This window comes from Lentzea flava, from assembly GCF_014648475.1.
Classification (GTDB): Bacteria; Actinomycetota; Actinomycetes; order Mycobacteriales; family Pseudonocardiaceae; genus Lentzea; species Lentzea flava.
In genome coordinates, this window is the sequence record NZ_BMRE01000084.1 from 1 (window position 1) to 23648 (window position 23648).

The 23648-nt window shown below is 68.7% G+C and carries 21 protein-coding genes; 4 read left to right on the plus strand and 17 right to left on the minus strand.

Annotated elements, in window-relative coordinates:
- Nucleotides 1–59 precede the first annotated feature (59 nt).
- Nucleotides 60–1445, minus strand: a complete 1386-nt coding sequence (locus tag IEZ09_RS43090; RefSeq protein ID WP_189259652.1) for a glycerol-3-phosphate dehydrogenase/oxidase — start codon at nt 1443–1445, stop codon at nt 60–62.
- Entirely contained in the window at nt 1442–2017 is a 576-nt protein-coding gene (locus IEZ09_RS43095) for a TetR/AcrR family transcriptional regulator (RefSeq protein WP_189259653.1), read from the minus strand. Before IEZ09_RS43095 ends, IEZ09_RS43090 begins: the two co-directional genes overlap by 4 nt.
- Here IEZ09_RS43095 and IEZ09_RS43100 point away from each other — a divergent pair.
- The gene (locus tag IEZ09_RS43100) at nt 2016–3578 is read left to right on the plus strand and encodes an FAD-binding oxidoreductase (protein WP_189259654.1); all 1563 of its coding nucleotides are present in this window, start codon (nt 2016–2018) and stop codon (nt 3576–3578) included. The genes IEZ09_RS43095 and IEZ09_RS43100 overlap by 2 nt on opposite strands.
- Before the next feature lie 128 nt (nt 3579–3706).
- On the opposite strand, the gene IEZ09_RS43105 is transcribed toward IEZ09_RS43100, so the two are convergent.
- From IEZ09_RS43105 to IEZ09_RS43155, 11 genes are all read right to left on the minus strand, one after another.
- On the minus strand, nt 3707–4720 hold the full coding sequence (locus IEZ09_RS43105; protein WP_189259655.1) for an NADP-dependent oxidoreductase: 1014 nt from the start codon (nt 4718–4720) through the stop codon (nt 3707–3709).
- 83 nt (nt 4721–4803) lie between these two features.
- Nucleotides 4804–5517, minus strand: coding sequence for a GNAT family N-acetyltransferase (locus IEZ09_RS43110; protein WP_189259656.1), 714 nt, complete (start codon nt 5515–5517; stop codon nt 4804–4806).
- Nucleotides 5518–5958, minus strand: a complete 441-nt coding sequence (locus IEZ09_RS43115; RefSeq protein ID WP_189259657.1) for a hypothetical protein — start codon at nt 5956–5958, stop codon at nt 5518–5520. It abuts the gene before it with no gap.
- Entirely contained in the window at nt 5955–8774 is a 2820-nt protein-coding gene (locus tag IEZ09_RS43120; protein ID WP_189259658.1) for an FtsK/SpoIIIE domain-containing protein, read from the minus strand. Before IEZ09_RS43120 ends, IEZ09_RS43115 begins: the two co-directional genes overlap by 4 nt.
- Nucleotides 8774–9025 (minus strand): hypothetical protein, encoded by a 252-nt coding sequence (locus tag IEZ09_RS43125; RefSeq protein ID WP_189259659.1) that lies wholly within the window; start codon nt 9023–9025, stop codon nt 8774–8776. Before IEZ09_RS43125 ends, IEZ09_RS43120 begins: the two co-directional genes overlap by 1 nt.
- The gene (locus IEZ09_RS43130) at nt 9025–9285 is read right to left on the minus strand and encodes a hypothetical protein (RefSeq protein ID WP_030467713.1); all 261 of its coding nucleotides are present in this window, start codon (nt 9283–9285) and stop codon (nt 9025–9027) included. Before IEZ09_RS43130 ends, IEZ09_RS43125 begins: the two co-directional genes overlap by 1 nt.
- 240 nt (nt 9286–9525) lie before the next feature.
- Nucleotides 9526–9957 (minus strand): hypothetical protein, encoded by a 432-nt coding sequence (locus tag IEZ09_RS43135; protein WP_189259660.1) that lies wholly within the window; start codon nt 9955–9957, stop codon nt 9526–9528.
- Between the two features lie 16 nt (nt 9958–9973).
- On the minus strand, nt 9974–10450 hold the full coding sequence (locus IEZ09_RS43140; RefSeq protein ID WP_189259661.1) for an alpha/beta hydrolase: 477 nt from the start codon (nt 10448–10450) through the stop codon (nt 9974–9976).
- Nucleotides 10451–11029 carry a DUF4232 domain-containing protein gene (locus IEZ09_RS43145; RefSeq protein WP_189259662.1) on the minus strand — a complete coding sequence of 193 codons (579 nt, stop codon included), beginning with the start codon at nt 11027–11029 and terminating at the stop codon, nt 10451–10453. It abuts the gene before it with no gap.
- 66 nt (nt 11030–11095) lie between these two features.
- Nucleotides 11096–12040 (minus strand): gamma-glutamylcyclotransferase family protein, encoded by a 945-nt coding sequence (locus IEZ09_RS43150; RefSeq protein WP_229813454.1) that lies wholly within the window; start codon nt 12038–12040, stop codon nt 11096–11098.
- A gap of 296 nt (nt 12041–12336) precedes the next feature.
- Entirely contained in the window at nt 12337–13287 is a 951-nt protein-coding gene (locus IEZ09_RS43155) for a LysR family transcriptional regulator (RefSeq protein WP_189259664.1), read from the minus strand.
- Between the two features lie 180 nt (nt 13288–13467).
- Here IEZ09_RS43155 and IEZ09_RS43160 point away from each other — a divergent pair, with 180 nt between their 5' ends.
- Complete coding sequence (locus IEZ09_RS43160; RefSeq protein ID WP_189259665.1) at nt 13468–13893, plus strand: nitroreductase family deazaflavin-dependent oxidoreductase; 426 nt, start codon at nt 13468–13470, stop codon at nt 13891–13893.
- Between the two features lie 122 nt (nt 13894–14015).
- Here the strand turns inward: IEZ09_RS43160 and IEZ09_RS47780 are convergent, their stop codons facing one another.
- The 4 genes from IEZ09_RS47780 to IEZ09_RS43180 form a co-directional block, all read right to left on the minus strand.
- Nucleotides 14016–15293, minus strand: a complete 1278-nt coding sequence (locus tag IEZ09_RS47780) for a PhzF family phenazine biosynthesis isomerase (RefSeq protein WP_189259666.1) — start codon at nt 15291–15293, stop codon at nt 14016–14018.
- Between the two features lie 14 nt (nt 15294–15307).
- Nucleotides 15308–16702 carry a P-loop NTPase family protein gene (locus tag IEZ09_RS43170; protein ID WP_189259667.1) on the minus strand — a complete coding sequence of 465 codons (1395 nt, stop codon included), beginning with the start codon at nt 16700–16702 and terminating at the stop codon, nt 15308–15310.
- Nucleotides 16699–18507: a dynamin family protein gene (locus IEZ09_RS43175; protein ID WP_189259668.1), complete on the minus strand. Its 1809-nt coding sequence runs from the start codon at nt 18505–18507 to the stop codon at nt 16699–16701. The genes IEZ09_RS43170 and IEZ09_RS43175 overlap by 4 nt, the downstream gene beginning before the upstream one ends.
- 198 nt (nt 18508–18705) lie before the next feature.
- Nucleotides 18706–19620, minus strand: coding sequence for an IniB N-terminal domain-containing protein (locus tag IEZ09_RS43180; protein WP_189259669.1), 915 nt, complete (start codon nt 19618–19620; stop codon nt 18706–18708).
- Nucleotides 19621–19832: 212 nt separating this feature from the next.
- On the opposite strand from IEZ09_RS43180, the gene IEZ09_RS43185 reads away from it, so the two are divergent.
- Together IEZ09_RS43185 and IEZ09_RS43190 are read left to right on the plus strand one after the other, a co-directional pair.
- On the plus strand, nt 19833–21041 hold the full coding sequence (locus tag IEZ09_RS43185; protein WP_189259670.1) for a DUF7159 family protein: 1209 nt from the start codon (nt 19833–19835) through the stop codon (nt 21039–21041).
- A gap of 38 nt (nt 21042–21079) precedes the next feature.
- The gene (locus IEZ09_RS43190; RefSeq protein WP_229813455.1) at nt 21080–23353 is read left to right on the plus strand and encodes a helix-turn-helix transcriptional regulator; all 2274 of its coding nucleotides are present in this window, start codon (nt 21080–21082) and stop codon (nt 23351–23353) included.
- Nucleotides 23354–23648: the final 295 nt, after the last annotated feature.

Here is a 23648-nt window from a genome sequence, read left to right on the forward strand (position 1 = left end):
TCCCAAGGACCTCACCCCTGGTTAAAACACCAGGTGGACAAAAGCGCCGTTCATCGTTTTCACACCGCGGCGAGGAGTCTGGCGATCTCCGGCGCCGCCTTCTCCCGATCCGCCGGCACCAGGCCGATGCGGGTGCGGCGGTCGAGAACGTCGTCGGCGTCCAGCGCGCCCTCGTGCCTGATCGCGTGGACGACGTCGGCCTCGGTGACGCCCGGCGCGATCGGCGTGGTCGGCTGCGGCCTGTCGTCGACCAGCCGGATGTCCTTGGTGCGGCAGGGAACCTGCGTCACGTTCGTCGCGTTCACCGCGTCCGCCGCCATCTTGCGGTAGGTCGTGAGCTTGCCGCCGACGATCGTGATCACGCCGTTCGGAGCCTTGATCACCGCGTGGTGGCGGGACAGGTCCGCGGTCTGGCCCTCCGCTTCGAGCAACGGGCGCAGTCCTGCGTAGCTGCCGATGACGTCTTCTCTGGTGAGATTCCGTTGCAGGACATGGGAAGCCGTCGTCAGCAGAAAGTCCACATCGGACTCCGGAACCGCCGGCACGTCCGGGATCTCGTCGACGGGCTCGTCGGTGAGGCCGAGGTACGCGCGGCCGTTCGCCTGGGGCAGCAGGAGTGCGTAGCGGTTGCGTTCGCCGGGCACCGGGATCGTCAGCGCTGTGCCGGTGATGCCCGCGGTTTTCGCGTCCACGACGAGGTGGGAGCCGCGGGACGGCCGCAGGTGCACGGGTGCCAGCGTGCCCGCCCAGACACCGGTCGCGTTGATCACCGCCCTGGCCTTGATGTCGAACGTGGTGCCGGTGAGCGTGTCCTGGGCCGCGGCGCCATCGCCTTGCAGCGTCAGGACTTTCGCTCGGGTGATGATGCGGGCGCCGTATCCGGCGGCGGTGCGGGCGAGGGCGACGACGAGCCGGGCGTCGTCGACGAGCTGGCCGTCGTAGTTGAGGAGTCCGCCGGTGAGCCCGTCGGGGTTCAGTCCCGGGACCAGCGCGAGCGCTTCCTGCTTCGGCACGCGGCGCGGCCTGGGCAGCACGCTGGCGGGCGTGCCGGCGGCGATGCGCAACGCGTTGCCCGCCTTGAGCCCCGCCATGACGAAGTGGTTCGCGCCCGCGTGCAACGGGAACAGCATCGGCAACGTGCGGGTGAGGTGCGGTGCCGTCCTGGTCATCAGGATGCCGCGCTCCACCGCGCTCTCGTGGGCGAGCTTCACGTCGCCCTTCGCGAGGTACCGCAGGCCGCCGTGGACGAGCTTGCTGGACCAGCGCGACGTCCCGAACGCCAGGTCGTGCGCCTCCAGCAGCACGGTCCTGAGGCCGCGGGAGGCGGCGTCGAGCGCGACGCCGGTGCCGGTGACCCCGCCGCCGATCACGAGGACGTCGGCGACTTCCTGCTGGGCCGCCTGGAGGTCCTGCTCGCGGCGGGTGGCGTTCAGGGACGTGTTCATGGCCGCAGCGCTCCGTCCAGCTGCTTGGCGAGCTCGTCCAGCAGCGAGGTGAAGTCGAGCCCGGACGTGGCGGGCTTCGTGGAGAGGACCATCGACTGCGTGGTCAGCAGCACCACGCGCGCCTGGGTCTTGGCGTCCCCGAACCGGATCGACCCGTCGAGGTGGCCCGCCTCGATCTGGCCGACGAGGAACTGCTCGACCAGCCGTTGCGTGCTGCCGAGCCGGTCGGTGAGGTACGGCAGCATCAGCTCGGCGTCGAGCTGGAGCACGCGTTGCATGAGCGGGTTGGCCGACAACGCCCTGATCGCGTCCACAGCCCTGCTGACCAGCTGCTCCCTGGCGTTGCCGCGGCCGCTTCTCTCCTCGACCTCCGCCAGCAGCGCGGCGAACTCCCTCGTCATGAGCGCCCGCACCAGGTGGTCGACGTCCGGGTAGCGCCGGTACAGCGTCATCCGGCTCACGCCGGCGCGTTTTGCCACGTCGGTGAGGGTGGTCCTGCGCACTCCCACCTCGAGAACACACTCACGGGTGGCGTCGAGCAGCGCGTCGTGGGTGTGACGTTGAGACGTCATGTGTCACACTGTAGCAGTGACCAGGGCGAGATGGACCACTGAGACCGAGCCGCTGCCGCCTCATGCGCTGGCCTGGCTGAGCGAGCGGGTTGGGCTGGGGGAGCCGTTCGAGGAGGTGCCGCTTTCGGCTCCCGACTCGGCGTTGTCGGCTGATGCCTTCACCGCGTTGGAGGCGGTCAGCGCGGTCAGCGTGGACGCGGCTGATCGGCTCGGGCGTGCCGGCGGGCTGTCCTACCTGGACCTGTTGCGGCATCGGGGGCATGGCACGCTCGCTGTGCCGGACGCCGTGGTTCAGCCTGCGACTCCCGATGAGGTTGTCGAGGTTTTGCAGGTCTGCGTCGAGCATGACGTTGCTGTGGTGCCGTTCGGGGGCGGTACTTCCGTCGTTGGCGGGGTTGAGGCCTTGCGCGGGGACAAGTCCGCCGTCGTGGCTTTGGATCTTGCTGGGCTTGGGGCGTTGGTTTCGGTGGACCCGGTGTCTCGGGTTGCCGTTCTGCAGGCCGGGTTGACCGGGCCTGCGGCTGAGCGGTTGTTGGGGGAGCACGGGTTCACGCTCGGGCATGTGCCTCAGTCGTTCGAGCGGGCGACAATTGGGGGGTTTGCTGCCACTCGGTCCGCTGGGCAGGCGTCGTCCGGGTATGGGCGGTTCGAGGACATGGTCGAGTCGTTGCGGGTGGCCACTCCTGTTGGGGAGTGGGTTGTCGGTGCCGCGCCCGCTTCCGCTGCTGGGCCTGATTTGAAGCAGCTCGTGCTGGGGAGTGAAGGACTGTTCGGGGTTATCACCGAGGTGGCGGTGCGGGTGCGGCCCAAGCCGTATGGGCCTCGGTATGAAGGCTTTGTGGTTGACGGATGGGAGGCTGGGGTCGACCTCGTGCGGACGCTCGCCCAGGACGGGGTGTTGGCTGATGTCACTCGCCTGTCCGATGTGGACGAAACTGAGGTTGCGCTGGAGCTCGCTGGGCCTCGGGCCGCCACTTTGAAGAAGTACTTGCGGTTTCGGCGGATTGCGGAGCCTTGCCTCGTGATTCTCGGGTGGGAGTGTCGGTCCCGGTCCGCCACCATGAGTTCGTTGAGCGGGCGGAAGGTTGTGCGGCTGGGGCGTGCCATGGGCGTTGCCTGGCTGCACGGGCGGTTCAACGGGCCTCGGCAACGGGATGCTCTGCTGGATGCCGGGGTGTGTGTTGAGACTCTGGAGACTGCTACTCACTGGTCTCGCGTTTCCGAGATGCGGGACGCGGTGCGTGTGGCCTTGGTGGGTGAGCTCGGGAATCCTGTGGTGATGTGCCACGTCTCGCATGCTTACGAGACTGGAGCCTCGTTGTACTTCACCGTGTTGGTGCCTCGGGATCTTGGTGATCCTGTGGGGCAGTGGGAGCGGGCCAAGGTTGCTGCTTCTGATGCGATCTCTCGGCTTGGGACCATCACGCATCATCATGCGGTTGGGCGGGATCACTTGCCCTGGTTGGAGAAGGAGATCGGGGGGATCGGGGTCGGGGTGTTGCGGGCTGTCAAGGCCCAGCTGGATCCGACTGGGATTCTGAACCCCGGGAAGTTGATTTAGGGGCGCGTGCGTAGTTGGTTGAGTCCCGCCAATCTGATCAAAGACCCGCCAGCGCCGCGTGACGGGACACGCGGCGCTGGCCCGGTATGCCAGGGACTGCTCGCCTTCGGCTTCGCGAGATCTGTCTGTCAGAACTGGACGAGCATCTTGCCCTTGTTGTCGCCGCGCAGCATGCCCAGGAAGGCGGACGGGGCCTGGCGGGTGCCGCCCTCGACGATGGTCTCGCTGTACTTCAGTTCGCCCGAGGCGATCCAGGCGCCGACCTCCGAGATGAACTGCTGCTGCAGGTCCTTGTGGTCGCCGACCAGGAGACCACGCAGGGTCAGGCGCTTGGCGATGACCTGGACCAGGTTGCGCGGGGCGGCGGGCGGCTCGGTGTCGTTGTACTGGGCGATGGCGCCGCAGATGGCCACCCGGCCGTGCACGTTCAGGGAGGAGATGGCTGCCTCGAGGTGCTCCCCACCGACGTTGTCGAAGTAGACGTCGATGCCGTTGGGGGCTGCGGCGGCGAGCTGCTCGGCGACAGGGCCGTCCTTGTAGTTGAAGGCGGCGTCGAAGCCGAGTTCCTCGGTCAGGTACTTGACCTTCTCAGGGGAGCCGGCCGAGCCGATGACGCGGGAGGCGCCCTTCAGGCGGGCGATCTGGCCCACGAGCTGGCCTACGGCACCTGCTGCGCCGGAGACGAAGACGACATCGCCGGGCTTGAATTCTGCGGTGGCCAGGAGGCCCGCGTAGGCCGTCAGGCCCGGCATGCCGAGGACGCCGAGGTAGGCGCTCAGCGGGGCCACGTTCGGGTCGACCTTCACCGTGTGGGCGGCGGGGACCACGGCGTAGTCGCGCCAGCCGAGGCCGTGCAGGACGTTGTCGCCCACCGCGAGGGTCGTGACGCCTTCGCCCACCGCGACGATTTCGCCCACTGCGCCGCCTTCGAGGGGCTGGCCCACCTGGAACGGCGGCACGTAGGACTTGACGTCGTTCATGCGGCCGCGCATGTACGGGTCGACGCTCATGACCACGTTGCGCACCAGGACTTGGCCTTCGGCCGGGGTTGGGATCTCGACCTCGGCGATCTCGAAGTTGTCCTCGGTCGGCCAGCCCTGGGGGCGGGAGGCGAGGCGGACTTCGAGTGCGGTGCTGGTCATGGTCGAACCATCTCCATCCTGGATTTTGCGGATCAGTTATCCGGTTCAACAGCGAGCTGTTGGGGAGTGTTCCGGGATGTGAGCTAGACCGCAGGAAGGAGGGTGGTGATGTCTCGGTAGGCGAAGCCCAGTTTGCGGTAAAGGGCTATGGCTGGGGCGTTGTAGTTCTCCACGAAGAGGGCGCACGTGCCGTAGAGGGTGAGGAGAGAGGACGCCACGAACTGGCAGATGCGGTGGCCCAGGCCCTTGCGGGTGTGGGACGGGTGGACTGCCACGCCCATCATGAAGCCGACGTCGTGGGACGACCAGGCCTCGGCTGCTGTCGCCACCAGGGTGTTGTCCAGGTGGATGCCTGCCCAGCGGCGGACGCCTTTTTCGCCCGGCCAGGCCCAGGAATCCGGTAAAGCGGTGCGGAGCAGGGGTTCTACGCCGTCGGGGGTGGCGAGCCAGGTCGGTTCTGGTGGGAGGTCGAGGGTGCCGGAGCGGTCCATCCAGCCGAAAGGTTTGTCCTCTACCCACGGGGTGGGCATCAGGGTCGCCACCTCTTGGGCCAGACGGCGTTCTAACAGCGGGCGGAGGTTCACGCCTCGGCCGTGAGCGGCCAGGAGAGACGCCACGCCTTCTGGTGGGCCCGAGAGGACCAGGCGGCGGCGTCGGGTCAGGCAGGGGGCATGGACGGCCACCGCGCCGCGGTGTTCCCAGGCTGCGCCACCGGACGACAACGCCTGGGACGCCCAGCGGACGAGGGGATCGTCGCAGGCGTCCAGGACGTCGGCGGTGGTGCGTAAGCGGCGCACTCAGTCCTTCTGCTTGCGGCGCAACAGGGTTCGCTTCGCCAGTGAGTCTTCCAGGGCCTGGTAGGCGAGGTCCATGGCGCGGTTGTACTCGCCCTGGGGGCGTGGCGGGACCGACTCGTCGGGGACCGGGGGCGGGACCATCTTGAACCAGCGCTCGTCCCAGAGTTGCTCGACGGCCTGTTCCCAGTGCAGGGCCGCGCCCATGCGGACCACTCGCTCGCGGTCGCGGACCTCGGCGATCTCGTGCTGGGTCGACGCGATCCGCTCTGCGAGTTCGGCGCACCTGACCTCGTCCAGCTTGCGCTGGCGGGTTGCCGCGTCGGTCGCGATGGCGATGATCTCCTTGTAGCGCTCGACGGCGGACAGGGCCGGCACTTCGATCACCTCCTCGCTCTGACGCTGCGACGGGACCGACTCGAACATCGTCGTCATCGGGTTCATGACACTTCTCCTGTGTCGAACGGGATGATCACCTGCGGTCGCGAGTGCTCGAACCTGTCGAAGAACAGGCCGCGGCGCGGTCGTGGCGACCAGGCCATCACCTGTTCCGGTCCGAGCGACAGCAGCTCCTTGCCTTGCACGTCGAACGCCACCCAGGCGCCGATGTCGTCGTAGACGCCCGGCGGCAGGCTCGCCTTGAGCCTCTGCACGCCGCGCCACCAGCCGAGCACGTGCGTGCGGTTCTCCGGGCCGTGCTTGAGAACCGTGCGCAGGCTGTCCAGGCCGGACGCCCGCGTCGTCGGATCTTTCTGCTCCAGCAACGTGTGCGCCGCGTCGACGCCGTAGAGCACCAGGTAGTGCGGTGACGGCGGCGTGTCGGACGTGCCCGTGTTCAACGACTGCAGCCGTGCCGCTGTGCGGTCCAGCAGCTCGCGGATGCCGTCGATGCCGATCACCGAGGCGTCGTGGCCGTCCGCGCTCAGGCGTTTCGCGAGGTGCAGCGCGGACGGCATCGCCTCGTCGACCAGGCAGGCCAGCGTGAACGCCGCCTCGTGCGGCTCGTGCTGCCTGCCAAGGGACGCGGCCGCTCCGCCGAGGACGGCGGCCGCGTCCTGGACCACGGAGCCGATCACCGCGATGTTGCGGCCTGGCGTGCGGGCGAACCGCACCCGTGCGGCGCTGCCCGCGACGTCGATCACCTGTCCCAGCAGCACGGTAGGCGAAGCGTCGCCCGGCCGCAGTTCGAGGAAGTCCGGCAGTGCGTCGAGAAAGGGGACTTTGCTTCCGTCGAAGAGGCCGGGGGCCTGGCCGGGTTCGCGGCGCCACAGCTCGTTCTGCAGGAAGTCCATGGTGCCCTTGGACGTGGAGTCCGGGATGCGGCAGATCTCGTTGCCCGGCTTGACACCCGACTCGTGGTTGATCACCGCGTGCCAGCGCGGGAGCTCCACGGCCGCGTCGTTCTGCGGTTCGGCCAGCACCCGGCGGGCCTTGGGCAGTGCGATGCGGACGGTGAACTGCTCGAAGATCGCCGACTTGCCCCAGAAGCCCTCGATGCCCGAGACGTCCTGCGAGGACAGGACGAGGTGGATGCCCTGCGAGCGACCGCGCCGCGCCACGTCCTCCAGCAGCTGGGTCGCGGCGGCCGTGACCTGGTCGCGTTCGCCGAAGAGGTACTGGAACTCGTCGATCACGGCGACGATGCGGGGCCAGCGGCCGCCGGGGTCCTCGGCGCGCAGGTGTTCGAGCTTCGTGACCTCGTGCTGCTTCGCCGCGTCCGCACGGCGGCGCATCTCGTCGGACAGGAACTTCAGCAGTGCCACGCCGAACTCGCGGTCGGTGTTGACGTTCACGCCGACCAGGCGCGCGTGCGGCAGCCACGACGGGTCCTTGCGGCCCGGCGCGAACTGCGCGAACGACACGCCTTCCTTGAAGTCCAGCAGGTACAGCTCCAGCTCGTCCGGCGAGTAGCGCGCGCACAACGAACCGAGCATCGCGTACAGGAAGTTCGTCTTACCGGAACCCGAAGGGCCACCGATCAACGCGTGCGGTGAGGTGTCGCCGAGCTGCACGCACACCGGTTCGCCGTCGTCGAACCCAACGGGGGCAATGACTCCGGCGGCGGAGTTCTCGGTCCACGGGCGTTCCGGCAGCAGATCGCCGAACGTGCCCATGCGCGACCGCCGTTCCTCGCGCTTTTCCGCGATGGCGGCACAGGCGCGGGGCACGAGGGTGCGGGGCAGCGGCGGATCCAGCGTCACCGTCACGTGCTTGCCGGTCATCGTGCAGGTCGCGGTGCCGTCGCCGCGCAACGACACCGTCTCCACCGGCGAGTTGATCGTGATCGGGATGTCCACGATGAACAACTGCACGCCGCACGCCAAACCGTTGCGCGCCACGCGTTGCAATTGCTGCTGGTGTTCTTCCTTCAACGCCTTGCGGTTGCCGAACAGCACGGCGATCCGCCACGGCTCGGTGCGCCTGCCCTCACCGCTGACCGAACGCACGGTCAGATGCCCGTCGACCAGGACCTTCGTGTGCACCTGGCGGATGTGCTCGGACAGCTCGTCCAGCAGCTCGTGCAGCCGCGCGGGGTCGTGCACCGTCAGGAGGTTCGCGCGGGTCAGCGGGTAGAGGCCAGGCAACGACCCGGTCAGCTGGCCGACGTCCCAGACGTGGACGTGCACGAGACCCGGCTGGAAGTGCGACAGCACCCGCAGCAACAGGTTCTCCACCAGCGTGTCCGCGAGCTGGCGACTGTCCGGAGTGGACGAGATGTGCAGATGGGCCTGGTCCAGCAGGGGAACCGCCACCGGGAACGGCTGCGCCTCCGGTGCGGACGTCACCACGCCCGTGCCGATCCGCCACAGCTCCGGCACGCCCTCGCTGCCGTCGTGCGTGCCCGGCGTGCCGAGCCACGACTCGTGCGGCCACGACGCCGGCCCCGCGGCGACCGACTTCACCAGCGCCGTCAGCTGGTCGGGACCGGTCGTGGTCCACTCGTGGTACGACTGGTGCCAGTCGTGCTTGATCTGGGCGAGGCGCTCGGCGAACTGGGCCATCGAGAGCGGGGCCTGGCGCGGGTTTCTCTCGCGCTTCTCGTCGACCGTCAGGAACGGGGTCACGTTCGCGAGCGCGGCGTCGCGAATCGCCTTGTCGATGCCCATGCCGCGCACGGTGAGCTCGAACATGTCCTTCGCGTGCTCGGTGGCGAGTGCCCTGTGCTCACGCGCCACCGAGCCCAGCGCGGCCGCCACGGCGCGCTGGAACTCCGCGAAGGCTTCCTCGATCCTCCGTCGCCGCTCGTCCCGCCTGCTCATCACAGCTCCACGGTGAGTCGTTGGATCCGCTCAAGGGTTCCCACCATCAGTTCCAGCTGATCGGGGAATCTTTCCTTCGCGCGCACGAACTCGGGTGGAAGCAGCGACTCGTGGTGGTTCTCGCTCGACTCGGCGAGTATCGAAACCGCCTCGTCGAGGCCCTCCTGCGCGGAACGCACACTTCGGTACGCCTCACGCAGGATCTCGCTCGCCTGCTCGAGCGCGGCGCGAACCTCGGCGATGGATGCCATCAAAGCCTGCTGTTGATGCCCTCGGCCCCGGAAATGCCCGCGCCGAGGTAGTTCTGCAGCTCGCTCACGCCGGACACGACCTGGGCGAACTGGGCGTTCGTCGTCTCGACGTCCGCCTGCACAGACCCCTGCGTGACCGATGTCAGGAGTTGCTGCGCGTCCTCGGCGAGCTCAGCCGCCTGTTGGAGGGCCGACTGGCTTTGGCTCGCCTTGTCGATCGCCTGGGCAATTGCGGCACGGACCTCTTCGATGCTGGCCATGTCGGCTCCCGAACCCTCCCGGAACAGGGCGGTCGTACAACCACCCTCAGTAGAGATTGTGCCCAGATTTTCACAGTTGAGACCGAAGATCGGCTAACTGGGTGGATGCCTGAATCCACTCGAACGGGCCTTGATTTAATGATCAGTTGAGCGCGGTGCTGGCCCCTCGACTACAGGTGTTGTGACCCTCACAATGCCGCCTACACCCCGTTGTGAAGACCTGCCGACCGGCCGGGTGAATCAAGACGGCCTCACGGGTGAGTTGTCACGCGGAGTGCCTGCACCGAACGGGTCATCTCCTGCCCACGCCTCCACCAGAACGCGCTCGGCGCCCGGAACGAGTCCGCTGATCAGCTCGGGATCGTCGAGCACGGTCCACGCCGTCGGCGGCTCACAGGCCACCCGAGGCGTCGGGAAGCCGTCACCCAGCCCGCGCACGTACGTGCGAACCGCCCGCGCGAGCGCGGCGGAGACGTTGTGCGTGGCCTTCTCCTGGCTGGGTTCCGTGATCACGACGGCCCAGCACGACGGCTCCTCGTCCGAGCAGTCACGCGCGTCCACGACCTGCGCACCGGCACGACTGATGAGCACGTCGCACGCGGCACGCGCCTGTTGCTCGTCCGCCGCCTCGACCACCACGGTGATCAGCAGCACGAGGTCGTCATGGTTCATGGCAGCAGAGATGGTGTCAGACGACCCTGCGCACGAATTCCAGCACCCGCGTGACGGCCTCGCCGTCGGTCAGCAGCCCGTCGACGACGTGCTCCTCGAACGCCGACCCGCGAATCCGGTCCGTTCCCGCCCGCGTGTCCGAAATCGGCACGATCTCGTCGTCCGACCCGTGCAGCCACAACGTCGGCAGGTCACCCAGCGCCGGTCCGAAGTTGACCTCGTCCATCAGGTCGGCCAGCTCGTCGGACGCGCCGTCCCACATGCCGAGCACCGGCGACACCAGCACCAGCGCGGCGAGCCCTGAATGCGTTTGCGCGTAACGAACAGCGGCGGGCGCGCCGGTGAAGTGTCCAATGAGGACGACCGGCCGATCGGCGGCCTTCACCGCGGACTCGATGTCCTCGGTCAGTGCCACCGGAACCCCTGCGGTGCGCAGTGAGAAGGCGATGCGCTCGCCGTGCGGCAACACGGCGAGCCATCCGGGTGCGTCCATCTACGAAGCGTAGAACGCGCTGATCTCGATCCGGCCACCGGAACACACAGGTCCGAACGTCCACGGCACGGTCAGCGGCACCGTCTCGTCCGGCGGGATGGCCGCCGCCTTCGACGGCTCCGGCTGGCACGGCCCGTCGACGGGTTCGTTGCCCGACGGCACGACGCCCCAGTGCAGGTTCGCGGAGGCACGCCCGCCCGGCGCCAGGGTCAGCGCCTTGGGACCGGGGTCGGCCTTGCGCTCCAGCTTGGTCGGGATCGCACCGGAGGCGTTCTCCAGCTGGAAACCGCTGTAGCCGTTCAACGTGCACGGCGCGGTGCTGGAGTTCGTCACGACGAACTTGCCGTACCGGTTGCCGGCGCCGGCGTCGGTCGGATCGACCTGGCCCTTCAGCATCGACGAGTCGCAGCGCTTCGTGGCCGGTGCGGCCGCCGCGTCCTTGGTGGCCGATGACGGACTGGTCGACGACGACGGCGTCGACATCGGCATCGTCTGCGTCGCGGTGTCCGGAGTTCTGTCCCCGCAGGCCGTCACGGAAGCGAGCACCAGCAGTCCGCAAGCGATCAACCGTCGAGTCATGGGTGCACCTCCTACCACCGAAGGATGTGCCCAAATATCAACTCGGCCACACAACGTGCCGGAAATTCACCGGATCTGGTGTTCGCTCCACCCGTCGGGCAGCTCTGACATGCCCTTCACCGCCGCGGTCCAGATGTACGTCCAGGCGATCCGCCCGTCCGGCAGCACGACGCGCACGCGGCGGTAGTCCTCGCCCTCGTACTCGTCGAGCAGCGGCAGGGCGTCCTCCGGCGAGCGCAGGCGCAGCACGAAACCGGGCACACCGAGCCCGGCGCCGGGACGCAGCGCGGGGTAGCCCAGGCCCGTGTCGAACAGCGTGCCGGGCAGGTGGGTCTCCTCGTGCTCGACGACGTGCGGCTCCATCAGGTGCCAAGCGCTTGCGCCCGGTTTGAGCGTGCCGTACACGAACAGCAGTTCCGGCCAGTCGTCGGCGGACGGGTCGCCGTGCACCTCGGTCACGTCCAGTCCATCGGTCATCGCAGGCCTCTCGCCCAGGACGCGGGCGGCTCGCTGCGAGACGTCCGCGCACCGGACCATACGGCCGTTGAAGAGCACGGGCATCCGCTTCTTGGAGCCTGCCGTGTACGCGAGCACGGAGTCGATGACACCGCCGTTGTAGAGCACCACACGGCCCGTGTGCAGGCGTACGAGGCGATAGCGCAGTCCGCGGCCCTCGCAGCGGTCCAGCACGCGCAGCTGCTCGGGCGTGGCGAACCAGACGGAGTGCTCCTCGACGTGGCCGGGCGCGGCCGCGAGGGTTGCCGGGCGCTGGCCGTCACGGGCGCGCATGCCGGCGGCCCAGACGGCAGAAAGGCCCTCGCACCGTGCGCGAAGCACGACCGCGGGGCCTTCGAGTCCGAGCTCCTCGCGGAGCCAGGTGACCTTGCTGGGATTGGCGTTGGAGCCGTAGCCGAGCACCGGCATTCGGGCGGCCAGCGGCGGCTCGCCGTGGTTTGCGAGCCATTGGTCTAGATCGATGTTCTCCGGCTCAACCCGCCATCCCGACTCCATCGTGAGGTCCGGTCGCACTGGCCAGCCCGTTTCGTCGACGTGGACGAAACAGTGGTCTGGACGAGTACCCGGATAGGGCTCCGCCGGATGGCTTTCGTCGGTGAACGGTTGGGCCATTGGTCCATTGTGCCAGCGCAAGGGGCCAAATCGCGCCCCCTAATCGTGACCCATCCGATGTTTTACTCGGGGTTCTAGGGGTTTAGTGAGAACATTCACTGCGCATTCGAGTGACTGACCCGATGTATCTCGATGGACGTTCCGGCGTGTCTCAGGCCTCGTCGTAGCGGTTCTGCGGTCTAGGTGAACTCGGGGTGCGCCTCCGGATGCGCGTCCCACCACCTGCGGTACTCGGGATTGCGGTCCAGCACCGACCGGTAGGCGTCGGCGGCGCACGCGAACACCTCGTGCGCCCGCCCCGCCACCGGTGAGTCCCGCCGCGTCGCCACGAAGATGTCCGTCATCAACGGCATCCCGCGCAGACGCCTGATCACGATGCCGTCCCCGGTGCGCGACGGCGCCGCGGCGAACGACACGCACCCGCCGGCCACCAGGCCGCGCGCCATGCTCGCCTCGCCCGTGTGGTGCGTCAGCCGCGGCACGAACCCGGCGTCCGCGCACGCCTGGAACATCTGCGTCCGGCTGCCGATGTGCTGCTTGGGCGGCGTGACCCAGTCGCGGTCCGCGAGCTGGGCCAGGTCGATCTCCTCCTGCCCGGCGAGCGGGTCGGTCTCGGACACCGCGACGAACGCGGGCTCGGTGACGAGCTTGCGCAGCTCGATGCCGGCCAGGTCGCGCGCGTGCATGCCGTCGAAGAACTCGAACAGCGCCACGTGCACCTGTCCGGCCTCCAACATGTCCACGATCTCCGCCGACGACGGCCGCACCTCCGCGCGCACGTCGGCGTTGAGCTCCCGCAGCCCTTCCACGAGCTTGGCGAAGTACAGGATCGGGATGCAGCCGAAGAACAACGGCCCGCGGCGGTCTGTCTCCCGCGTGGTGCTCATCAGCTGCGCCATCTCGTCGAGCACGAGCCGGGCCGTGCCCAGCACACGACGTCCCAGGTCAGTGGGAACGCACCCGTTGCGCGTCCGGTCGAACAGCTGGCCGCCGACCAGTCTCTCGACCGTGCGCAGCTGCGCGGACAAAGCGGGCTGGGTCAGTCCGAGCCGCGTGGCGGCCCTGGTCACGCTGCCTTCCTCGGCGATGGTGCGAACCGCGCGCAGGTGGCGGAGCTCCAGCTCGGGCATAAAGACCTTGTATCCCGCTTCTGTATGAGCCGCCACCCTTCGATCGGGGCATAGTGAAGTCCGACGATCATCCGGCCCGGCGCTTGCGGCAGCGCCACGGTCCGGCGCGGGAGGGTGCGCACCCCTCGGTTCGACGCTGCTGCCGCGCACCCTGCGCTCCGCGGCAGTAGCGTCGAACCCATGGCGGTGAAGGACTCTCCCACGAGCTGGGTCAACGAGCACATCCAGAAGTACGTCGAAACCGACGGCGCCGAAGGCCACGAGTGGCAGCCAGGTGTGTTCACGCTTCTGCTGACCACCAAGGGCCGCAAGAGCGGCGAACTGCGGCGGACCGCACTCATCTACCAGAAGGACGGCGACAACTACGTGGTCGTCGCGTCGCAGGGCGGTGCGCCGACCCACCCGTCCTGGTACCTGAACCTGCAGGCCGACAACGAGGCCGAGGTGCAGGTCGGTGCGGACAGGTTCAGGGCACGTGCGCGCACAGCCGGCCCCGACGAGCGGGACCGGCTGTGGAAGCTGATGAACGAGGTCTGGCCGGCGTACTCCGACTACCAGAAGAAGACCGACCGCGAGATTCCCGTCGTGGTGCTGGAGCCGGTCTAGCGAGTTCGTGTCGGTCGTCCGGTCACCTCTTCGGGTCAACCGCCGCAGGCGATTCGGGCCGAAGCGGTGGCCGGACGATCGACTCCCAGACGAACTCGCCGCCGTCTGCGGAGCAGCGGCAATCAAACACTGATGACTACGGCGGCACCCGTCACGGTGACACGGCGGTCTTCGCGCGTGGCGTCGACCTCCAGCCGTGACGGCCTGCCCATGTCCTCACCCTGGCTGATCACGAACCGTTGCGGCCCTTCGAGGTCGCGCAGGTAGCCACCGAACGCGGCGGCGGCAGCGCCCGTCGCCGCGTCCTCCACCACCCCACCGACGGGGAACGGGTCGCGGGCGTGCACCAGGTCTGCCGACTCGCGCCAGAACAGGTGCACGGTCGTCAGGTCGTGCGCCAGCATCAGGTCGCGCAACGCGTCGAAGTCGTAGTCGAGGTCCCGCAGCTGCTCGCGATCCTTCAGCGGGATCAGCAGGTGCCTGTTGCCGGCGAACCCGACGTGCACGGGTCCGTCGCCGATCTCCTTGTACCGCAACGCTTCCAGCGCCTGGTCCACCAGCTCCCGCGGTGCCTCGGACGTGCTGGTCGGCACGCTGGTCAGGCTGGCCGTGCCGTTCGCGGTCTCGATGGTGATCTCACCGGCGGGCGTGTGGAACGTCAGCGGTCCGTCACCGACCCGTTCGGACAGTGCGACGGCGGTGGCGATCGTGGCGTGGCCGCAGAACGCGACCTCGGCCTTCGGGCTGAAGTACCGGACGTCGAACTCGCGCCCTTCCCGCGGCAGCACGAACGCCGTCTCCGAGTAGCCCACCTTCGCGGCGATGGCGAGCATCTCGTCGTCGGACAGATCGGTCGCGTCGAGCACGACACCCGCCGGGTTGCCGCCTGCCGGATCCGTCGTGAACGCGCTGTAGCGCAGAACCCCCGTGTCGGTCATACCTCGCTGCAACGCGTAACAGTGCTGAAGTCTTCCGCCCATGTACTTGCTGGTGAAGTAGGTCAGCCCGGCCTTCTCGAGCACGCGGCCGGACGCGGTGTTCTCGGCCTGGTGACCGGCGACGACCCGGTCGGAGATGGCGAGGGCCTTGTCCCGCAGGTCCTCGGCGATCCTCGTGGCGAGGCCGCGGCCCCAGTGCCCGGGGTCCACCCAGTAGCCGATCTCGATCTCCTCGGCGCCGCCCTCCAGCATCTGCCCGAGGCCGACGACCTCGCCGTCCTCCACGACGGCGTGCAGGCCGAAGCCGTGGTCCTCCCAGTGCCGCAACGCCTGCTCGTGCCGCTGGGTCACGTACTCCCGCGTCCACGGCTTCCCGTCGCCGACGTACCTGGTCATCCTCGGGTCGCTCGCCCAGCGCAGCATGTGCTCGAAGTGCTCGTCCCGCCAACGCACGAGTTCCATGTCGCCATCGTGCCTCAGGACAGCGGGAGCAGAAGTCCCTCACACGTGCGGACCACGACCTGAGCGGCCCGGCGCTGGTCGTTCGGCGCGTGCAGGTCGGCCGCGATCGCCTGCCAGCGGACCAGCGCGTCGAGCAACGCCTCCCGCTGTTCGTGCGGGCCGGCCTCGTAGTCGAAACCCAGGCGCGCCAACGGTGTCGCGCCCTCGGCGCCGATCAGCCGCAGCGCCTCGGTCTGCAGCTCGGCCGGCAGCTTCGTGCGTCCTGCCTGCAACGCGGCCACGAGCCGCAGCTCGCGGAAGTCGTGGGCCGAGGCGACGACGCGTTCCAGGTCGGCCATCAGCTTGCGGGCGTTCTGCCGCGGTTCCATCCGGAACAGCACGTCCAGCGCCAGCAACGCCGAGCGGGCCTTGAGGATCTCGCGGCGCTCGGTGAAGTGGATCGCGATCGAGTCGCGCAGCTCACCGAGCCCGCTGCGCTGCACCAGCTGGCCGGTGAGCTTCACCTGGGTGTCGAAGCCCTGCCGGATCAGCGCGGTGATCAGCCGGACGCCGAAGATGCCGAACCGTTCGAGCAACGCCTGCCGCACAGCGGGTTCCATCGGCAACGGGAACTGCTCACCGGCGAACCGGTCCGCCGACAGCAGGTGGTCCTCGAGCTCCTCGCGGCCCAGCGAGGCGAGCGCGCGGAGTGCCGCGAACTCGTCCTCCCGCAACGTCTTCGCCGCCACGGCCAGCAGACCGGCGACCGACACCACGTTCTGGCACAACGGCTGCACGGCCACGTCACGGCGGTACCTGCGGGCGATCTGCTTGGCCGACGACAACGCGTCGATGCGCCCGGCGCCGATCTCGTCGGCACGGGCGAGCACCGCGACCGTGTGCACGTTGGACACCCTGGCGATGGGGTGGTCGTTGGCCGCCTGCAGGAACTTCAGATCGTCGTCCTGCACGTGCCGCATCAGGTACAGCAACGCGTCCGCGTCACCCAGCACCTGTTCCGGCGAGGCCTCGGACGGGGTGTCGATCAGCACGACGTCCCGCAACGACCGCGAAGGCCACTCGACGACGATGCGGTCGGCGCGGTCGAACTGGCCGATCTCGACGTGGTGCCTGCTGCCCCGCCTGCCCACCTGGACCTCGTGCGGACGGCCGGGGCCGGAGAACACGTGCGCACGCGGTTCGGTGCCGTTGCGGTACCAGACGAAGGAGCTCGACGGCGCGAACTCGTCGCCGATCAGCGCGTTGACCACAGTGGACTTGCCGATGCGCGACCGGCCGGCCACCGCGATCCGCACGGGTTCGGTGTAGCGCTCGACGTGGGAGCGCAACCATCCCGTGGCGCGCGGGCTGTCGCGGTAGACGGCCAGTGCTTCCTGCAGCATCGACCAGACGACGCGGTCCAATGTCACGCGGAGAGCTCCATCACCGGACCGCCGAGGGCCTGCACCCGCTTGTAGAGCGTGATGAGCTTGTCGAGCTCCTTGCGGCCTTCCCGCAGGCGGCGCTCGCGCTCGGTCTGGTCGTCCTGCACCGCGCGCTTGGCGCTGCGGGCCGACTCCAGCAACGTCTCCTGGAACTCCTCGGCGAGGGTGCTGAAGTGGTTGCGCAGCGAGCGCTGGATGTGCCGCCCCGCGTCGCGGACGTCCTTGGAGAACTTCACGAAGAAGTCGTCGACGTGCCGTTGCGCGGCGGCCTTCGCGGCGGCCTGGCGACGCTTCAGCCGCTGGTCGCTCTCGTCCAAAATGGACTTTCCGCCGAACAGGGCGCCTGCGCCGAGCGAGATCACGTTGATCAGCGGCATGCCGGCGAGCGAGGTGACCAGACCGAACATCAGCACGCCGCCGTACGAGCCGCGCAGACCGGTGAAGAGCTTCTGCGGGATGGAGAACGGCTCGATCTTCGGCTTGTCGAGCTTGCCGACCGGCTCCAGCAGGTCGTCCGGCAGCACCGAACCGGGGATCAGGTCCTCGCGGTAGACCGGGAAGTTCTTCGCGACCTTCGCGGCGACCCACTCCGCGCGTTCCATCAGCCAGGCGAAGTTCGTGGTGGCGGCCTCGTTGAGGTTGTCCTCCAGCCACTGCTCGAACTTGTCCCAGCCGATCGCGGGATCGGCCTCGTCGTAGGTCTTGTCGACCTCGCGCAGGATCTTGCGCGTGCGGTCGCGCAGGTCGTACTCGACGTCGGAGATCAGGTCGGCCATCTCGTCGTTGAGCACGTTCTGCCACCGCGCGGAGCGGCGGCGCAGCTCGTCGACGCGGCGCTGGGCCTCCTGCAGCGTCGAGATCGTGGCGGCCGTGCGGGACGAGTCGTGCGCGGTCAGCTCCTCGCGCAACGGCGTGACGAGCTGGGCGATGGCGCTGGACGCGACGACGGCGACGGCGCGCCGGGCCAGCAGGTCGGCACTGGCGACGATGTCCCGCTGCACGCAGGCCAGCAGTTCGGGGAAGCCGGACTCGGTGTTGAGCCGCTGGTCACCGGTCTTCGCGGCACGCAGCCGCAACGCGCTCGACACGGGGATGAGCTTCGCGGGGACGCCGGCGCGCGCGAGCAGGGCCTTGTTGCGCTCCACGACCGACCGCCAGCTCGGCACGAGATCGATCTTGGTGACGACCACCGTGACGTTCGGGCAGGCCTCCATGATCTTCTTGAGCAGCGTCATCTCCGCCGACGTCAGCTCGCCGGTGGCGTCGGAGACCAGCAGCACGGCGTCGGCCTGCATCAGCGTCGCGAACGTGCTGGCGGTGTGCGCGGATCGGGTGTCACCCACTCCGGGGGTGTCGATCAGGACCAGGCCGCTGTCGAGCAGGGCACGGGGAATGCCGATCTCGGCGCGCACGACGTGCTGCGAGTGCGCGGTGGAGACCTGCTTGGTCACCTGCTCGATCGGGACCGCGATGCGCTCGGTCGGCGTGTGGAAGATCGACCCGCGTGCGGAGGCGTTGCGGACCAGCGCGGCCGACGGGGTGTCGGCGTGCTGCACGAACGTGGGCACGGTGGTGGTGATGTCGTCGCCCACCGCGCAGACCGGCGCGTTGAGCAACGCGTTGACGAGCTGACTCTTGCCTTGTTTGGACTCGCCGACGACGAGTACGCGCAACTTGGGGTCGAGTTGCTGGGCCCGCTTCTCCCGCAGCCGGGCCTCCAGATCGGGCCTCCGGTGCGTGACGCAGGCACCGATCGTCTCGTCGAGCACGTCGAGCCAGGGCGGTGCCATCACCTGACTCATAGTGCCGTGTTCACCCCCTTGGGTGAAAGTCTCGAACGCAAGCCCGGTTCCGTTCGGGAGAGACCGGGCTGTTCGGAGAGGCGGTGACGTTGCTCACCGCGCCGACCGCCCTGACCGTTTTGCCTGGTAGACGCCGAACCGGCCCTGTCGGAGGAGACAGGGCCGGTCCGGGATGGGGAAGGTGGTTCAGCCGAGCAGGCCGTGCAGGTCGAGACCGTCGTTCACGACCGGCAGGTCGTGCGTGACGTTGGTGACGCCGCCGAGCACGTTGCCGACGCCCGCGTGGTCACCGACGAGGCCGGTCGCGGAGTTCGTGACGCCGGCGGCGGTGTCGACCACACCGGACGCGACGTGCTCGACGCCGCTGACGGCCTCGGGGACGCGCACGTCGACGGTGCCGTTGGACAGGGTGTCCAGGCCACCGGTGTGGAGGGCGTTGCCCAGGTTGACGTCGCCGCCGCCCAGCACGCCGAGGGCGTCGTGGGTGAGGCCGGTCACGCCGCCCAGGTGGCCGAGCACGCCGTCGACACCGGGAACGGCCGAGGTGACCGAGCCCAGGGTGCCGTCGACGGTGGAGGTCGCGGTGTCGGCCACGTCGAGCGCGGTGCCGGCGACCGGGGAGGCGGTCTGGTCGAGGACCGAGGTCACGTCGCCGACGGCGGAGAAGTCACCGGAGAACTTGACCTCGCCCGCGCCGAGCGTGTTGAGGGTGTTGGTGCCGGCCCAGACGGACAGGCCGTTCTCGTCGGCCGCGAGCAGGCCGGCGGAGGACGAGGTGATGTCGCCGAGCGACACGCCCTGCGTGGTCAGCTGAGACGCGACCGCCTGCAGCTGGCTGATGGCGCCGAGCGGGCCGTCCTCGAGGACGTCGTTCGCGACACCGTCGAACGCGACACTCTCGAGGGCGGGCAGGCCCGCGGGAGTGGCGGGCAGCAGGTCGATCACCAGCGGGATGACCTCCTGCACGTCGACGGCCGTGATGTCGGCCAGGCCAGCCTGCTCCAGCGTGCCCTGGGCGTCGGTCGCGAACGCAGCCTTCAGCGCCGGGTCGCTGAGGAGGTTGAGCACGAAGTCGTGGAGGTTGCTGGTCGACTCGATCATCTGAGGAACTCCCGTTGAAACACGTATCAATTGGTGTGCCGAAAAGCTATGAGAGCGGGAACACCCGAACATCGGGGATCACTCCCAGTGAATCCCCGTTCCCTGAAGGGGTGACGGTCGTTGACCCCCTAGGGGATTAGGGGCACCGCTTGAGCGCCTCTTGTTCACCCGTGTAGGTACTGGTCGCTGCTGCGAACAGGTGAGGAAGAGACTTGGCGTACGTACTCGGAGTCGATGTCGGGACCACCCGCACGACTGCTGCCGTGTGCCGTCTCGACGGCGCCCGGGATGCCGAGATCGCCCTGGTTGTTCCGTCGTTTCTGCAGCTCACGGACGCAGGGACGTTCTCGGTCGGTGAGTACGGTGCCCCCGGCTGGACGGCTACGGGCTTCGCCCGCAGAGTCGGTGACGCGGTGCCGTTTTCGCTGGGCCCTGAGACGTGCCCGGCCGAGGAGCTGACCGCGTTGTTGATCATGTGGGTCATCGGCGAGGTCGTCGCCCGGGAGGGTGAACAGCCCCGGCACGTGGCCGTCAGCCACCCGGCCGGGTGGGGCCCCTATCGCCGAGGACAGCTCTACGCGGCGCTGCGGGCCGTCGGCGTCCACGACGTGACGCTCGTGCCGGAACCGTTCGCCGCCGCGGAGAACCACGCCGTGCGCTCGCGGGTGGTGCCGGACTCGTCGTTGGCGGTGTTCTCTCTGGGCAGCCACGCGTTTTCCGCGTCGGTGGTGCGCCGATCGCAGAACCGGACGTTCGAGCTGGTCAACCACGTCGAGGGCATCGATCACCACACCGGTGCCGACTTCGACGACCTGCTGGCGGCACTGGTGCGGGGCAGGCTCGGCAAGGACGGCGTCGTGTCGGTCGCGGAGTGCGAGGCGGCGAAGCGGGCGTTCGGCCCGTCGGTCGTGATCAGCGGCGTCGAGATCACCCGCGACGAGTTCGTCGAGGAGATCCGGCCGTCGGTCGACCACCTGGTCTGCACCTTCGTCCGCGCTCTGGGTGCCGTGCAGCCCGACGCGGTGCTGCTCGTCGGCGGTGGCTGCCGGATGCCCGCGATCGGTGACGCGCTGTCCGCCGCCGTCGACTGCCGGGTGCTGGCCGAGGCCGCCCCCGAGCACTCGGTGGCCAAGGGCGCCGCGGTCGCCGCCCGGCTGGTGGTCGTCGGACCCGAGTCCGAACCCGAGCCCCTCGACACCTCGGTCCTGGTCCACACCCGCGAAGCGTCGTTGCGGTTCCCGGTCGGCGAGATCGCCCGCCCCGACGACGACGAGTTCACCGCGCCACCGCCCCGACCACCGGTGGACGTGTCCCCTCTGGAGCTGCCCCCGCGCCGGGTGAAGCGCGTGGCGAGCGCGCTGAACCCCGTTGGCCGCCGGTCCAGTTCCCGATCCAAACACGACGATGAGGACGGCCGTTGAGCGTGACCACGCGAGCCAGGTTGGTGTTGGACGCCTCCGTGCGAGACGTCCTCGACCGGATCAACGACGCGGCCGAGGGCACCCGCCTGCGCGTTGTCGTTGTGGCGCCTGGCGGTTACGGCAAGACAGCGCTGCTGGAAGAGATCACCAACGCCGCTGTGCGGGTGGTCGACGACGCGCACCTGCTGGACGACGCCTCACTCGGCGCCCTGGCCTCCGAGCCCCTGCTCGTGGTCGCCTACCGGCCGTGGCCGCGCCGCGCGGCGCTGGCCGAGCTGACCCGCGGTGCCGTGGCCGTGCAGCTGGCGCCGTTCTCCCGCGAACAGGTCCGCGAGTTCCTGCACGCGCCGAAGCCCGTGGTGGACTTCGTCTTCGCGCAGACCGGCGGCGTGCCCGCCTTCGTGGAACGGCTCGGCGCCGTCTCCGAGGTGTCGTCCGAGGTGCTCAGCGGATTCCGCGCGGAACTCGACTGGCTGGACCCGGACCTGCAGAAGTTCCTGCTGGCCGCAGAAGCCGGCGCCGCGCAACGGCTCGACCTGCTGTCCTCGTTGCTGGACAAGGACTTCGACGAGGTCAGCGACATCATCGAGGCCGCCCGCGCCACCGGCATGCTCGCCGAGGACGGGACGTTGCTGCCGTTGGCGCATCGGGCCGTCGGGGCGTTGACCCGGGCTGAGCGGCGAATCGCTGTGCGACAGAAGCTGGCACAGCTGCAGCTCGAGCGCGGCGGGCCGGTTCTGGAGCTGGTGCGGCCGTTGCTGGACACCGGGATCGGTGGACCCGTGTTCGCCGCGGCTGCTCGGGAGGCGCTGGCGTCCGATCCTGCGCTCGCCGCCCGGTTGTTCAAGGCTTCCACCGGGGGCGGGGCGCCGTCCGCGGAGACTGCGGCTTCGTGGGCGACGGCTTCCGCGATGGCCGGCGATCTGGACTCTGCTCTGCGCCTGGCCGACAAGGTGATCAGCGCTTCCGACACGCCGCATCGGCGGACGGCCGCCGAGGTCGCGGCGGTGGCACTGGCGCATCGGGGCCAGTTGGCTCGCAGCACCGAGCTGTTCCGGTGGGCCGCCACACCTTATGCGGCGGCGTTCGCCGGGATCGGGTTGATCGGGACCGGGCACCGGTTCGACGAGACGCCGCCGCAGCCGCCGACGATGCTCGGTGGTGCCGCTTCGCTGATGCTGCAAGGGGTTCGGCAGTCCGTTTCCGGGGCCGAGACCGCCGCACTGTCCACTTTGGTGCGGGCGTCGTCGATGCTGGAGCCCGCTGGTGGGGCCGTGTTGCTGCCCGACAGTCCGGCCGCGTTGGCCGCGCTCGTGGCTGTGCAGTGCGGTGAGCCGAACGTTGCCGAGTCCGTGCTGGACCGTGCTGTCGAGTGCGGCACCGGCGGGGTCCTGATGTCGGTGCGGCACCGGTTGTTGCAGGCGTGGCTGCACATGTTGCGCGGAAACCTCGCCGTTGCGCGTGAGGCTCTGATGGCTGTTCGGGGGGTGTTCGAGCCTCGCGACTGGATTTTCGCTGTGGCGCTCGAGGTCGGGGTGGCTCGGCGCAACAGCGACTTGGCCACTTTGCGGCGGACCTGGGAGCAGGCCTGTGAGGCTGTGCTCCGGCATCCTGTCGACTTGTTCTCGTTGTTGCCGCTGGGGGAGTTTGCGGCTGCTGCAGCTCGGTTGAGGGATCAGGAGCGGTTGGCGCCGCATCTTGCTCAAGCCGCCGCGTTGTTGCGGTCGTTGGGGGAGCCGCCGTTGTGGGCCACGCAGCTGCATTGGAGTTTGTTGCACGCCGCTCTCATTGATGAGAATTCTGTTGCCGCTGAGGAGCACGCTGCTGCCTTGGCGGTCAATCGGGGGCATTCTCGGTATTGTGCTGTTCTTTCTGCTGCTGCGGAGAGTTGGCTCGATGTGATCGCCGGGAAGGTTGATCCGGATCGGGTCGAGGAGGCTGCTCGTAGCCTGCATGCTGTTGGGCTGTGGTGGGATGCTGCTCGGTTGGCTGGGCAGGCTGCTATTCGCACCTCGGATCGGCAGGTGATGGTGCGGCTGCTCGACTGTGCTCGGTTGTTGCAGGGGCGGCCTGTTTCTGCTCGGCGGGTGGAGTCTGATGCTCCCGTTGTTGAGGATTCTGGGAAGTTGAGTGAGCGGGAGAGGGAGGTTGCTCGGCTCGTTTTGGAAGGGATGACTTATAAGCAGGTTGGGGATCGGTTGTTCATCTCTGCCAAGACTGTTGAGCATCATATGGCTCGGATGAGGCAGAGGTTGGGGTCTACTTCTCGTAGTGATTTGTTGGCCCAGTTGCGGCATATTGTTGGGGCATAGGTTTCTGCGCATCGGTTTTGTGGGTCGTCCCCCTGGTGCGTTGGCGTCTTCCTGTTTGTTGTCCGTAGGTGGGTTGCGGTGCGTGCGTACGTTCCGGCTGCTTTCTGGGGCTCCGCCCCAGACCCCGCCAATCTGATCAAAGACCCACCAGCGCCTTCAGCGGGTTGATGGCACGCCTGTTGCGTTGGGCGGCCGCCGGTTGCGTAGGTGGGTTGCGATTCGGGTGGGGTGGGTCCCGTCACGAGCCGCGCGTGAGCGAGCCACACCCAGGGAGGGGTGTCAACTCGGACGAAAA